Genomic DNA, 13,828 nt, shown 5'->3' on the forward strand with positions numbered 1-13,828 from the left:
CACGCAGGGGACTGTGATGGATCTGCACACGATCTCGACCTACCGCTACGCCTACAGCCGCGACGACCTCACCCTGGCGGAAGGCGAACGCATCGTCGCGGGCGGCACGTGGTTCTTCTCCGAACCGCAGGTGACCTCGAGCGGGGTGGTCGACATCAGCCGCATCGACTGGGAGCCCTTCGAGGAACTACCCGACGGTGGCCTGCGGATCGCGGCGACAGCCACCATCGCGCAACTCGCCGAACTGCCCGCCAAGCCGGGTTGGCGGGCACACCCGCTGCTCTTCCAGTGCGCGACAGCACTTCTGGCCTCCTTCAAGATCTGGAACGTCGCCACCGTCGGCGGCAACATCTGCCGTTCGTTCGCGGCCGCATCGATGGTGTCACTGGCAGCGGGACTCGACGGTCGCGTATTGATCTGGCGCCCCGATGGCACCGATTACAGCGTCGACGTCGCCGATTTCGTCACCGGCAACGGAACCAACACCCTGGGCGAGGGAGAAGTGTTGCGCGCCATCGACATCCCCGGATACGCACTGCGCGGCCGAACCGGTTTCAGAAAGATCGCCCTGGCAGAGCTCGGGCGCTCCGGGGTGGTGGTGACCGGACGCCGCGACGAGGACGACACCGTCGTCGTCGGGATCACCGCGGCGACGCTGTGGCCTACCGTGCTGCGCTACAACGGATTACCCGACGCCGAGCGTCTGCGCGCCGATATCTGGTCGGCAGACGGCTACTACACCGACCCGCTCGGTGCCGCCGATTGGCGGCGCGGAGTCAGCGCGGTCCTGGCCGAACAGATCCGTGGCGAACTAGAACGGGACGCCGAAGGAGTTGGTGCACCGTGAAGTTCGAGATCAACGGCGAATCGGTCGACGCGACTCCCGCCGCCGGCCAGTGCCTGCGCACGTTCCTGCGCGACCAAGCCCACTTCGAAGTCAAGAAGGGCTGCGATGCGGGCGACTGCGGCGCGTGCTCGGTGTTGGTCGACGACACGCCGGTGCACTCGTGCATCTTTCCGGCCCAGCGCATCGAAGGGCGTTCGGTCACAACGGTCTCGGGCCTCGGTACCCCCGACGACCTCCACCCCATGCAGCAGGCCTTCGTCGACAACTTCGGCTTCCAGTGCGGTTTCTGCACCGCCGGAATGATCGTCACGGCGTCAACGCTCGACGCCGACACCGTCCACGACACCGACGAGCTACAGCGCAAGATGAAGGGAAACCTCTGCCGCTGCACGGGATATCGCGCGATCCGCCAGGCGATCCGTCGAGGCGTCGACACCGCGTCGCCGGCCGAGCAACCCGCTGGACGAGCAGACTCCTCCGCCGGTCGAGCAGACGCGAGAACCGCGTCCCCCGCTGGTCGAGCAGACGCGAGAACCGCGTCCCCCGCTGGTCGAGCAGACGCGAGGAACGAGCGTCGTGTCGAGACCACCTCCCCCGCGATCGGCACGTCGCTCACGCCGCCCGCCGGCCGCCGGGTTGTCACCGGAACCGAGCCGTACACCTTCGACGTCACAGTGCCCGGGACCCGCTATCTCCGGGTCCTCACTTCGCCACACCCGCACGCCCGGATCGTCTCGATCGACACGTCCGCGGCGCAGTCACTGCCCGGCGTCGCGCTCGTCCTCACCCACGAGAACGTCAGTACGCGAAGGTTTTCCACCGCGAGGCACGAGTCGCGCGCCGACGATCCCGACGACACGCTCGTCCTCGACTCCGTGGTGCGGTTCGTCGGGCAGCGGGTGGCGGCGGTGGTCGCCGACACCGCCGGAATCGCCGAGGAAGCGTGCCGACTGATCGTTGTCGAATACGAGCCCCTCCCGGGCGTCTTCGATCCCGAGGAAGCACGACGCCCCGGAGCTCCGCTGGTTCATCCCGAACGCACTCCCGAGGACCGCGTGTTCGAGGCCGAGCGCAACGTCATCTCCTCGTTCCACGAGGGATTCGGTGGCGACGTCGACGCGACGCTCGCAGCGTCGACCATCACCGTCGGCGGAACCTGGCATACCGCACGAATTTCCCACGCGCAGTTGGAGACCCACGGCTCCATCGGCTGGCTCGACGACGACGGTCGACTGGTGATCCGCACCAGCACGCAGGTGCCCTTCCTGGTCCGTGACGAGCTCGCTCTGTTGCTCGACCTCCCCGCAGATCGCATCCGCGTGTTCAGCGCCCGCGTCGGCGGTGGATTCGGCGGCAAGCAGGAACTGCTCACCGAGGATCTGGTGGCAATCGCGGTGTTACGCACCGGAATGCCCGTTGCCTACGAGATGTCGCGGACCGACGAGATGACCCGCACCACCTATCGCCATCCCTTCCGTGTCGCAGTCGATCTCGGCGCCGACGCCGACGGTCGCCTGCGTGCGATGAAGGTCGACGTCCTCTCCGACACCGGCGCATACGGCAATCACTCCATGGGCGTCATGTTCCACGCGTGCGCCGAATCGGTCTCGGTGTACAACTGCCCGGTCAAACGGATCGACGCCGAGGTGGTCTACACCAACAACCCGCCGTCGGGTGCATTCCGTGGCTACGGTTTGGGGCAGGTGATCCTGGCCGTCGAATCCGCCATGGATGAACTCGCGATTGCGCTCGACATCGATCCGTTCGAGCTACGTCGACTCAACGCGGTCCGCGACGGCGATCCGCTTCTCATCGCACACCCCGAACCCGAGGACGACCTGATCTACGGGAGCTACGGGCTCGACCAGTGCCTCGACCTCGCCCAGACGGCGCTACGCCGCGGCAACGATGTCGCTGCGCCAGAAGGTGATTCGTGGCGCGTCGGCGAAGGCATGGCCATTGCCGCCATCGCCACAATGGCGCCCCGTGGCCACTTCTCTACCGTGACCGTCGGTGTCGACACCGACGGTCGCTACCACGTCGGTGTGGGCACGGCAGAGTTCGGCAACGGCACGACGACGGTGCTCACCCAGATCGTCACCGAGGCGATGGGCACCGTTCCGTCACGAATCGTGTTGGCGCACGGCGACACCGACGCAGCGGTCTACGACACCGGCGCCTTCGCGTCGGCAGGCATCACGGTCGCGGGAAAGGCGACCTACGGCGCAGCACTCGCGCTGCGTACGGTGCTGCTCGACGCGGCGTCGTCGATCACCGCAACGGCACCCGATGCCATCCGGTTGGTCCCCGACGGCGCACTCGTCGGTGAACGACTGGTGAGCTTCGCCGAGCTCATCGACACCGTCGACCCTGCGCACCGCGTGGGCGACCGCGTGGTCGCCACCGGTTCCGAGAGTGGCGCGCTGCGCTCGATTGCGTTCAACGTGCACGCTTTTCGTGTCGCCGTCGACACCGTGACCGGCAGCGTGCGCATCCTGCAGTCCGTCCAGTCGGCCGACGCCGGCACGGTGATGAACCCGCAGCAGTGTCGCGGTCAGGTGGAAGGCGGTGTGGCGCAGGCGATCGGATCGTCGCTGTACGAGGAGATCATGCTCGACGGGAAGGGGGTAGCGCTGACCCCCGTGTTCCGTACCTACCGGGTGCCCCAGATGGCGGATGTCCCCGAGACCGAGGTCTACTTCGCCGACACCGCCGACGAACTCGGCCCGTATGGCGCGAAGTCTATGAGCGAGTCGCCCTACAACCCGGTGGCCCCCGCTCTTGCCAACGCCATCAGGCGGGCGATCGGCCAGCGGCCCTACGAGCTGCCGATGTCGCGTGATCGGGTCTGGCGCCTCCTCCAGGGGTGATCGGCATCCCAGACGCGGCCCGAGCGTGTGGACGCGGCTGGTGCACCAGCCGCGTCTGCCGATTCGAGCCGCGTCTGGGACAACTCGGGCGACGCACGGTTTCGGTGACCCGAACTTTTTGATTCGCCCAGGTTGAACTCGACGTCGAGCTGTGCGAGATTGGTCAGGTGAGCACGGTCGAAGAGCGCGAGCAGCCGGACCCGACCGCGGTCCGCCGTCGCATACGTCGGCCACGTGCACTACTGCGGAACGTCGCACTGCTCGGCCCCGCGTTCGTCGCGGCCATCGCCTACGTCGACCCCGGCAACGTCGCAGCCAACATCACCGCGGGCTCCCGGTACGGGTTCCTGCTGGTCTGGGTGCTGGTGCTGGCCAACGTCATCGCCATGCTGATCCAGTACCAGTCGGCGAAGCTCGGAATCGTCACCGGCAAGGGACTGCCCGCTTTGATCGGCGCGCGGATGGGTCGTCGTTCTCGGCTCGCGTTCTGGGTTCAGGCCGAAGCTGTCGCAGTGGCCACCGACCTCGCGGAGGTGCTCGGCGGTGCCATCGCGCTGAACCTGCTGTTCGGACTGCCACTCGTTCTTGGCGGCGTGATCGTCGGCGTGGTGTCACTCCTGATGCTGCTGCTGCAGAATCCGCGCCAACAACACGTTTTCGAACGGGTCATCTTCGGCATGCTCGCGATCATCGTCGTGGGATTCCTCGCCGGCCTCGTCGTCGAACCACCGCCCGCGGGAGAGGTCCTCGGCGGGCTCGTGCCCCGACTACAGGGTCCCGAGACGGTGCTGCTCGCCGCGTCCATGCTCGGCGCGACCGTGATGCCGCACGCGATCTACGTCCACTCCTCGCTGGTCGTCGACCGACACGGCATCAGCTCGACGCGGTCGCGGAAGCGACGCCTGATCAGGGTGACGCGCTGGGACGTCGTGATCGCTCTGATCGTGGCCGGTGCGGTGAACATCGCACTGCTGTTGCTCGCGGCCACCAATCTCCGCGGCAAGGAGGGCACCGACACCATCGAGGGAGCGTACGACGCCGTCCGCGACTCGCTCGGCCCCTCGGTGGCGACCATCTTCGCGATCGGTCTGCTGGCCAGCGGTCTGGCAGCGACCTCGGTCGGTTCGTCGGCGGGTTCGGCGATCATGGATGGACTACTGCACGTTCGGGTGCCTCTCGTCCTGCGCAGACTCATCACACTGATTCCCGCGCTCATCGTGCTCGCTGTCGGCGTGGACCCGACCTGGGCTCTGGTGATCAGTCAGGTGGTACTCAGCTTCGGAATCCCCTTCGCGATCATCCCGCTCGGCCGACTCACCGCCGACCGCGGACTCATGGGCGAGTATGCCGACGGGTGGCCGCTGCGCATCGGAGCCGCGGTGTCGTCGGTGCTCATCGTCGTGCTGAATCTTGCCCTCATCGTGCTGCTGATCATCGGCGCGTGAGCATCAGCAGCTTCGCGTGTTGTCATCTGCGCCACTTGGGACTTCTCTATTCCGACATCTCGGCCCCACATGCCTTCCTTCACTTTGACATCACCGGCCAGCACGGCTATCACTGATATGGCGCTCGACCGACCGGGCGCGAATGCGCTTGCAGGGAGGTGAGATCCGAATGCCATCTGGTGACAGTTCTTCTGACAGACCATCGTTCGAATCGTGTCCTCCCCTCGCCCGTCACAGGTGAGCCGACGCCGCGCGTATCACGTGCGGCACCGCGGCCGCGTGCGGGTTGGGGAACCCTGACCCCAAGGCGGTCCCCATGTCCATCACCGCACTCGACATCTTTGCCCGCATCTCCGTAGCACTCCTGTGCGGAGCCGCGATCGGCTTCGAACGCCAGTGGCGCTCTCGCACAGCGGGTCTGCGAACGAACGCACTCGTCGCACTCGGCGCGGCCCTGTTCGTCGTGATGGGAGCGTTCAGCTTCCACGGCCCAGACGCCGACCCGACTCGTGTTGCCGCCCAGATCGTTTCCGGTATCGGCTTTCTCGGTGCGGGCGTGATCATGAAGCAGGGCGCGTCGATCTCCGGTCTCAACACCGCGGCGACACTGTGGGCCTCGGCTGCTGTCGGCGCTCTCGCCGGCGGCGGACTGCTCCTCGTCGCGATCGCGGGAACCGCAACCGTGATGCTCGCGAATACGCTGCTCCGACCGCTCGGCAGGCTCATCGACCGCCACCCCGGCGACACCGGCCGTGAATCACCCTCCGCGAATTACATTTTCGAGGTCACCTGTCCACAGTCAGCCGAAACCACCGTGCGCGCAATGGTGTTCGACGCCGTCCACCGCCCGGAGCTGACCGTACGCTCCATCGCCGCGACCGACGACGAAAACGGCATCGTGACGATCACCGCACATGTGTTCAGCGCCGAGCGCAATGACCGCGACATCGAAGACGCCCTCGCAACAGTCGTGCGCGCCGAACCGGTGACCTCGGTGCGGTGGTCGGCGACCGCCGAGCCGAGCGCCGACTGACGAGGACGCCTGGACTCCCTGTCCGATTGGCCAGGATCGTCTCTGCCCTTCTGGTCTGATCACCTTTTCATCTGAGCAGGTGGACTTGTTTGGACGTGATGTGGCGCACAGAGTGGATCGTGAATCACCGGTTACGTCACAAGGAGATCGCCACATGGCCATCGAGCTCAATCAGATCTGGGACTTCCCGATCAAGGACTTCCACCCGTTCCCCAACGGCAAACTCGGCGTCGGCGCCCATGACATGCTCGGGGTCGAGGCCAAGAACCTGGGGATGACGCGTGTACTGCTCATGACCACGGGTTTGCGCGGTTCGGGCATCATCGAAGAACTCGTCGGCAAGATCGAATACCAGGGTGTCGACGTAGTGCTGTACGACAAGGTCGAGTCCAATCCCAAGGACTACAACTGCATGGACGCGGCCGCCCTCTACCAGTCGGAGAAATGCGACGGCATCATCTCCGTCGGCGGCGGATCGAGCCACGACGCCGCGAAGGGCGCCCGCATGGTGATCGCGCATGATGGCCGCAACATCAACGAGTTCGAGGGCTTCTCCAAGGCCACCAACAAGGAGAACCCGAAGCACATCGCGGTGTCGACCACGGCGGGCACCGGGTCGGAGACCTCGTGGGCGTACGTCATCACCGACACCTCGGATATGAACAAACCGCACAAGTGGGTCGCTTTCGACGACAGCTGTCTCGTCGACCTCGCGATGGACGATCCGCTGCTGTACTACAGCTGCCCCGAACACTTCACGGCGTTCTGCGGCTTCGACGTTCTTGCCCACGCTTCGGAGCCCTACGTCTCTCGGCTCGACTTCGCACCGTCACTGGGCAATGCGAAGTACTCCATCGAACTCATCCGCGATCACCTGCGCACCGCCGTGTACGAGCCTCGCAATCTCGAGGCCCGCACCGGAATGATGCACGCGCAATACATTGCCGCACAGGCATTCAACTCTGGCGGGCTCGGTCTCATCCACTCGCTCTCACACGCCGTCAGCGCGTTCTACGACAGCCACCACGGCCTCAACAACGCGATCGCACTGCCTCGCGTGTGGGAGTACAACCTGCCCAGCCGCTACGAGCGCTACGCCGACATCGCGGCGCTCCTGGGTGTCGACACCTCCAAGATGACGACCGTTCAGGCCGCCGACGCCGCGGTCGAGGAAGCGATTCGACTGTCCAAGGACCTCGGCATTCCCGACAACTTCGGCCAGATCAGTGTGGACAGCTACGAGAAGAATCGAATGAACACCGGCAAGTACGAGGGTCGCGGCGAGACGATGGACACCTCGGACAAGCAGGTCCGCGCCATTGCCGAGCACATGATGGACGACTGGTGCACGCCTGCCAACCCGCGTGAATGCAGCGTCGATTCCCTCATCCCGATGGTCACACATGCGATGACCGGAAGCTACTGATCGGCGTAGCGCCAATCGAGACCCTCGGGAGACTGAGCACCTCCCGAGTCACGGATCGACCCGGGTGAGGTCACGACCTGACCCTTCACCCGGGCCGATCCGTTCCCGCTTCCCACTCATCACGACGATTGCCGCGAGGAGCCATGTCGCAAGCCTCTGACCTGACCGCAGCCCAGTTATCCACAGAATCAACGAGTTTCGACACCGTCGACGATCTGATCGAAGGCCTCGACGGCCAAGGCTATTTGGTCGACGACGACCTTGCGGTGGTCGTACACCTCGCGACGCTGCTCGACCGGCCTCTGCTCTTGGAGGGACCGGCAGGTGTCGGAAAGACAGAGCTGGCCAAGTCGCTCGCCGCGGCGGCAGGTCGCGAACTCATTCGCCTGCAATGCTATGAGGGGCTCGACGAATCCAGGGCGCTTTATGAGTGGGACTATGCCAGGCAATTGCTGCACGTCCAGATGCTCAGGGACAGAATCGGATCCGAACTCGCCGAAGCGCCGACGCTGGCGGAGGCATCCGCGGCGCTGGCCCGCGCGGACGTTGGCGTCTACACCGAGAGCTTTCTCGTGGCGCGTCCACTCCTCGCGGCGATCACAACGTCTACCCCGGCTGTACTGCTCGTCGACGAGATCGATCGCGCCGACGAGGCCATGGAGGCGGTCATGCTCGAGGTGTTGGCCGAACGTCAGGTGACCGTGCCAGAACTCGGCACATTCACTGCGCGTTCGGCGCCCTGGGTGATCTTGACGTCCAATGACACTCGGGAACTATCCCCCGCACTCAAACGTCGCTGCCTGCACTTCCAGGTCGACTACCCCGACACCGATCGAGAGCGTCGAATCGTTTCCGTTCGAGCGCCTGAGGTCGAGTCCGGCGTCATCGCCGATGTCGTCGATCTCGCACGCCGACTGCGCGAGCTGCCGCTGCGCAAGAGTCCGTCGATCGCCGAAGTCATCGACGCGGCAAGGGCCGCCTCGTATCTGGGCGCGAGCCAACGTGTATCCGCTCGCGACCACGACAGCCCCGCCGTGGACCACACGTTGCTGTCGCTGCTGGTGAAGTTCGGCACCGACCTCGATACCGCGCGAACAATGCTGAACTCCGACAGACGATCTGAGGACTCCGACAGATCCGGTAGCGGCACACCGATATCCGCCGACGGCTCGAGTCCGCGCGGATCGGTCACGGCGACAGCGTTCGGCTCGGGTCGTGCCCGCACCGCGGCCCGGCGCTGAATTCGCCACGACCATGGATCCCACCTACCTCGATCCCACCGGCCACACACGCGACCGCATACTTGACGCCGTCTCCGTACTGTTCGCACATGTGTTGCGGCGCAACGGTGTCGCCGTATCACCGGCCGAGACCATCGAGATTCGACGTGTCATCGCGCTCGTGGGAGCACACGATCTCGACCGACTGCGTTCTGCGCTACGGGCGGTCAGCGCGAAATACGCGTACGAAGCCGCCGGGTTCGACGCCGGCTTCGACATGGTCTTCTGCGGCGGGGCGCCACAGGACGACTCCGCCAACCTCCCACGGCCTCGTGGGACTGCCGCGCAACTGCCGGACGACGTGGCAGCAGACGACGACTTCGAAGGTGCAGCTCGCCGAATCGGCGCCGACGAACACACCGACGAAATCGGCGACCTCACGGCCGACGATCCCGGAGCACGCGAACGACACGGCGAGAGCGCACACCGCGAAGAGAACGACTTCTCGGTGTCGTCGGGGACGGAGCAACTCACCGTCGACTCCGAAAGCAACTCCGTCGCAGGCGGAATCACCTACACAGTCGAGCTCGACGCAGCCGCGGCCGCCGACGTCGGCGAGTTGATCGGGTCGACGACTCGCGTCCACGGCACGTCGTTGACGCTCGCCGACGCCTCCGCGATCCTGCGTGCGCTCGACTCCGTTGACGCCCGGCACACCTACGGCGAGGATGGCGCTGACGACCTCACAAGCCACCAGCGTTCCGAACTCGAACGCGCCCTCCTGACATTCATCACCGCGCTGTCGGAACGCTTGGCGAGTGACCCCGCAGACGTCGACACCGCCCCCTGTCGAATCGGCAGCGATCAACCTCAGATCGACCAAGCGTGCCACAGACTCATTGCGCGCATACGTGGCGCTCCCCGAGCCGTGACCAGCCGGGCCGACCGCGGCGTCCTGGACATGCGGCGCACCATGCGTTCGGCAACGAGTACCGACGGTGTCCCCCTCGCACTCTGGCGCAGGAATCACCGATCAGCCCCGGTGCGGCTACTCGTGGTGGTCGACGTCTCGTTGTCGGTACGACCGGTCGTCGGATTCATTCTGCGCCTTGCCCAGACGCTGCATCGGTTCGGCGACCGCTGTGACGTGGTCGCATTCGTCGACCGACCGGTAGTGGTCACCACCGCGCTACGTACCGCTGTCGCCGACGGGGCACTCGCATCCGTCCTGGCGACCGATGGACTCGATCTCTCGGCAACCAGCGACTACGGCAGGATGTTCGCCGAACTACTCGACGGCCATGGCGATCTCGTTACCCGACGCACGTCGATCCTTATGGTTGGGGATGCGCGCAGCAACGGCTTCGACCCCCGCACCGATCTCGTCGCCGAACTGTCCCGTCGCGCGCATCGCCTCGCCTGGGTGACGCCGGAGCCGTCCCGCTACTGGCACCAAACAGGTTGTGCGCTCGATGATTACGCGGACCATTGCTCCGGTGTCGTGAGTGCGCGCGACGGAGCGGAGCTCATCGACAAGGTCGACGAACTCGGCTCCGCCCTGGCCTAGCAAGTCCGCCCTGGCCTTGCAAGTCGCCCTGGCCTAGCAAGCGGCTACTGCGCCAATAGGCCCTTGGCCACGTGGGTCACCTGGATCTCGTTGCTGCCGGCGTAGATCATCAACGACTTCGCGTCGCGCGCAAGCTGTTCCACGCGATACTCGGTCATGTAGCCGTTGCCGCCGAACAATTGCACTGCTTCCATCGCGACCTCGGTCGCGGCGCGTGACGAGTAGAGCTTCATCGCCGACGCCTCGGCCAGCGAGAGCGGCTTACCCGCCTTCGCACGTTCGAGCGCGTTGAACAGCATGTTCTGCACGTTGATTCGTGCGATCTCCATTTCGGCGAGCTTGAGCTGGATGAGCTGGAACTTCCCGATCTCCTGCCCCCAGAGCGTGCGCGACTTCGCATACTCGATCGACAGGCGTTGCGCCTCATTGATGATGCCCATCGACAGTGCTGCGATGCCGATCCTCTCAGCGGTGAAGCCCGCCTTGACTCCGTCGTCACCTCGACTACCCGACCCCGCGTCCTCGGTCTCTCCGAGCAACCTGTCGCGACCGAGGTGAACGTTGTCGAAGAACAGCTCACCTGTTGGCGAACTCATGATGCCCATCTTCTTGAACGGCTTGCCCTGGGTCAGGCCCTCCATGCCCTTGTCGAGCACGAAGGTCAGCACCTTGCGTTCGCGGATCGGGGTGCCGTCGCCCTCGTCGAGCTTCGCGAACACGACGATCGTGTCGGCGTACGGGCCGTTGGTGATGAAGGTCTTCTGCCCGTTGAGGATGTAGCCGTCGCCGTCACGGCGGACCGTCGTCTTCATCCCGCCGAGAGCATCCGAGCCAGAGTCCGGTTCGGTGATCGCCCACGCGCCGACCTTCTCGAGCGTGACCAGTTCGGGCAGCCACCGCTTCTTCTGTGCGAGTGTGCCTTTCGACCGGATCGTCGACACCGTCAACCCGACGCTGACGCCCATCGACACCACCATGCCGAGGCTCGCGGCCGCGAGTTCCATGTTGAGGATCAGCGCCATCGAGTTCATCATGCCGCCGCCGGAACCCTTGGGCTTCGACTCGCCCGCGGCCTCGGCGTCGAGCTCCTTCTCCAGGCCCTCGCGTGCCATCGCGTCGACGCCGAACGATGTCATCAGCTTCCGCAGGATGTCGTACGGCGGCATCTGACCGCTTTCGAGTTCGTCGGAATGCGGGCGGATCTCCTTGTCGACGAATGACCGCACCGCGTCGCGAACCATGAGGTCTTCCTCGGACCACTCGAACATTGCCACCCACCGTTCAACGCCGGAACTAGAACACGTTCCACTACTGTGTCAGCCGCGATCCCGGCTTGTCCAGCCGCGGCCGTCGTGGGCTCGCTGGACGCGCGAGCGGTCGATGAGATAGGCAGAGAGCGTGAACGATCACGTGTTCGCCGAGTTCGGGCCATTCTTTGCGAGCGAGACCCATGCGGCCGGTGCACCAGTCGACGGCCCATGGTCGACTCTGGATGCGGCACTGGCGAATCCACAACGAATCAAGGGCCGAGTCGAACGGGTCCAGACGGCACTGGGCGCAGGCGCGGCGTCGAACGTCTCCTTGCGCGTCGCGGCGTCGGTGACCCATCTGGGTCTCGTCGCCAGGCTGCTGGCGCCGGCGCTTGCCGCAGCGGTGACCAACACCCACCTGTCCCCCGACCCCGCTGACATCTGGTGGCAGGACCACCTCGGCGGGCCCTTCCCGCTGTCCGTCGCGACGGTGGAGCCCGAGCCCGCCGACGACGGCGAACTCCCAAGTGCTGTCGACGCACTCACCGCACTCTTCGACACGTCGTACTCGGTCGGGCCGCGCGTCCTCGGCGGCAACGTCGCGTCGGCGATCAACTCCGCGGCACGGATGATCGGTACCGCCCGGCCAGAACTCGCCGACTCGGCCCGACGCCACGCCGACCTCTTCCTCGCCCACCCCTACGTCGAGGGTGGACACCTGCGGGCGGGACCGAATTTTCGACGACGCAGCTGCTGCCTGATCTACCAGGTCTCCGGCGACCGGACAGCCGTGTGTGGCGACTGCGTACTGACCTCCGGATAAGCCAAACGCGGCCCGAACTGGTGAACGCGGCTGGTGTGCCAGCCGCGTCTGCCAACTCGAGCCGCGTGTGGAACGTCGGGGGTGGGGTCAGGCGACGGTCTGCGTCGCGGAGTCGTCGACCTGCTTCGACGACCGCGAGCGCGACATCCATCCCAGGACGAGCGCGAACACCGTGGTGAGCACGGTCCACAGGATGACCTGGTTGGCGATCGAGTAGACGCGGAAGTCGCCGATGACGTCGCCCGGGAAGCCCGGGAACACGATCTGGCCTCCATCGTTGGTGACCGGCGTCGGCACCTCGTCGAAGCTCGGCAGCATCGCGATGGCGATGGTGACCACAACCAGGTAGCCGACGCCGCCTGCGATCGCACCGAGCAGGCCGCCGATGCGCGGACGCAGCCACAGCGCGAAGACGACGGCAGCGATGACCGCGATCACCGACACCACGGTGATGGTGAGGTAGGCACTCGACCTGTCGGCGATGGTCTCGTCGTTGCCGACTGCCGGCGGGTTGGCGGGATACGCGAAGTACGGGACGCCGAAGAACGCCACGAATCCGAGCGCACCGAGTGCGGCAGCCGCCCAGCGCGGATCGGTGGCGGGGTATCGCCGTCCGAGGTAGGTCCACAAGACAGTGAACCCGACCGCGAAGAAGGCACCCATCGCGAGTGCGAAGACGATCGTGCCGACCCCGGCACCGATGTTTTCCTGCACCGACCTGGTGAACACCTCGTGCTCGTGGCCGTGCTCGCCGGTCAGCATCTCCTCGGCGTGGCTACGGCCGTCTTCGTAATCGATGGCCTTCGCGACCACCGGCTCGATGAAGATGCGAGCGAACACATACGCAAAAATTCCGGCAATCAGGCCTGATAGCAGGCCCGCGCCGATGAACTTCTTCTCCATTGTTCTGTTGTCTCCCGGGTCAGATCAGTGGCAGGGGAAGCCGAGGAAGTGGCGGGAGTCGTGCACGAACTCGTGGATGTGGGTGTCGCTGCCGAACACCGACCAGGCGCCCTGGTCGTAGCCGATGAAGTAGTAGGCCAGCGCGGCGATGAGCACGGTGGCGGTGAGCCAGAGCGCAGCCGAGGCGACCGAGAGGTTCGGCACGGCGAGCGCGGCGGGCCGACGTTCGGCCTGTGATGAGGTGGCAACCATTGAGGTGGGTTCCTTCCGGGATGACGCGTCCCTGACGTGGAGCAATGTGGCCTGGTTGCCACGTCCTGACTCGTCGCGACAGGTCGCTTCCCGTCGGACTTACAGTGGCGCGACCGTCCCGGATTCTCACCGGGTTCCTGGCAACCAGCGTGGATCGACTCTATACCAGGTTCTCGCCGCCCGACCAGCACG

Annotated in this window: 11 protein-coding genes and 1 riboswitch; of the genes, 8 read left to right on the forward strand and 3 right to left on the reverse strand. The window is 65.6% G+C overall.

Annotation, left to right across the window (positions count from 1 at the left end):
• The first annotated feature begins 16 nt into the window (after positions 1-16).
• The 7 genes from ABW18_RS13675 to madC all read left to right on the forward strand — a co-directional run bounded on the left by ABW18_RS13675 (position 17) and on the right by madC (position 10,408).
• Entirely contained in the window at positions 17-847 is an 831-nt protein-coding gene (locus ABW18_RS13675) for an FAD binding domain-containing protein (protein WP_049699544.1), read from the forward strand.
• Positions 844-3,717 carry a molybdopterin-dependent oxidoreductase gene (locus tag ABW18_RS13680; RefSeq protein WP_049699545.1) on the forward strand — a complete coding sequence of 958 codons (2,874 nt, stop codon included), beginning with the start codon at positions 844-846 and terminating at the stop codon, positions 3,715-3,717. Before ABW18_RS13675 ends, ABW18_RS13680 begins: the two co-directional genes overlap by 4 nt.
• Before the next feature lie 167 nt (positions 3,718-3,884).
• Positions 3,885-5,162 carry an Nramp family divalent metal transporter gene (locus ABW18_RS13685; protein WP_049699546.1) on the forward strand — a complete coding sequence of 426 codons (1,278 nt, stop codon included), beginning with the start codon at positions 3,885-3,887 and terminating at the stop codon, positions 5,160-5,162.
• Between the two features lie 322 nt (positions 5,163-5,484).
• Positions 5,485-6,195, forward strand: a complete 711-nt coding sequence (locus ABW18_RS13690) for an MgtC/SapB family protein (RefSeq protein WP_197494465.1) — start codon at positions 5,485-5,487, stop codon at positions 6,193-6,195.
• Positions 6,196-6,349: 154 nt separating this feature from the next.
• Positions 6,350-7,621: an NDMA-dependent methanol dehydrogenase gene (mdo, locus tag ABW18_RS13695; protein ID WP_049699548.1), complete on the forward strand. Its 1,272-nt coding sequence runs from the start codon at positions 6,350-6,352 to the stop codon at positions 7,619-7,621.
• 143 nt (positions 7,622-7,764) lie between these two features.
• Positions 7,765-8,862: a MadB family AAA-type ATPase gene (locus ABW18_RS13700; RefSeq protein WP_049699549.1), complete on the forward strand. Its 1,098-nt coding sequence runs from the start codon at positions 7,765-7,767 to the stop codon at positions 8,860-8,862.
• 13 nt (positions 8,863-8,875) lie between these two features.
• A complete protein-coding gene (gene madC, locus ABW18_RS13705; protein ID WP_049699791.1) occupies positions 8,876-10,408 on the forward strand; it encodes a MadC family VWA domain-containing protein in 1,533 nt (510 codons plus the stop codon).
• 44 nt (positions 10,409-10,452) lie between these two features.
• Here madC and ABW18_RS13710 read toward each other — a convergent pair whose 3' ends face one another.
• Positions 10,453-11,676: an acyl-CoA dehydrogenase family protein gene (locus ABW18_RS13710; RefSeq protein ID WP_049699550.1), complete on the reverse strand. Its 1,224-nt coding sequence runs from the start codon at positions 11,674-11,676 to the stop codon at positions 10,453-10,455.
• Between the two features lie 130 nt (positions 11,677-11,806).
• On the opposite strand from ABW18_RS13710, the gene ABW18_RS13715 reads away from it, so the two are divergent.
• Positions 11,807-12,481, forward strand: a complete 675-nt coding sequence (locus ABW18_RS13715) for a (2Fe-2S)-binding protein (protein ID WP_049699551.1) — start codon at positions 11,807-11,809, stop codon at positions 12,479-12,481.
• An 87-nt stretch (positions 12,482-12,568) separates the two neighbouring features.
• Here the strand turns inward: ABW18_RS13715 and ABW18_RS13720 are convergent, their stop codons facing one another.
• Together ABW18_RS13720 and ABW18_RS13725 are read right to left on the reverse strand one after the other, a co-directional pair.
• Positions 12,569-13,384, reverse strand: coding sequence for a CbtA family protein (locus tag ABW18_RS13720; RefSeq protein WP_049699552.1), 816 nt, complete (start codon positions 13,382-13,384; stop codon positions 12,569-12,571).
• A 24-nt stretch (positions 13,385-13,408) separates the two neighbouring features.
• A complete protein-coding gene (locus tag ABW18_RS13725) occupies positions 13,409-13,636 on the reverse strand; it encodes a CbtB domain-containing protein (RefSeq protein ID WP_005207836.1) in 228 nt (75 codons plus the stop codon).
• A 23-nt stretch (positions 13,637-13,659) separates the two neighbouring features.
• Positions 13,660-13,814, reverse strand: a riboswitch (cobalamin riboswitch).
• Positions 13,815-13,828: the final 14 nt, after the last annotated feature.

Origin of the sequence: Gordonia jacobaea (genome assembly GCF_001186365.1) — a bacterium.
In the GTDB taxonomy this organism is placed as follows: Bacteria; Actinomycetota; Actinomycetes; order Mycobacteriales; family Mycobacteriaceae; genus Gordonia; species Gordonia jacobaea.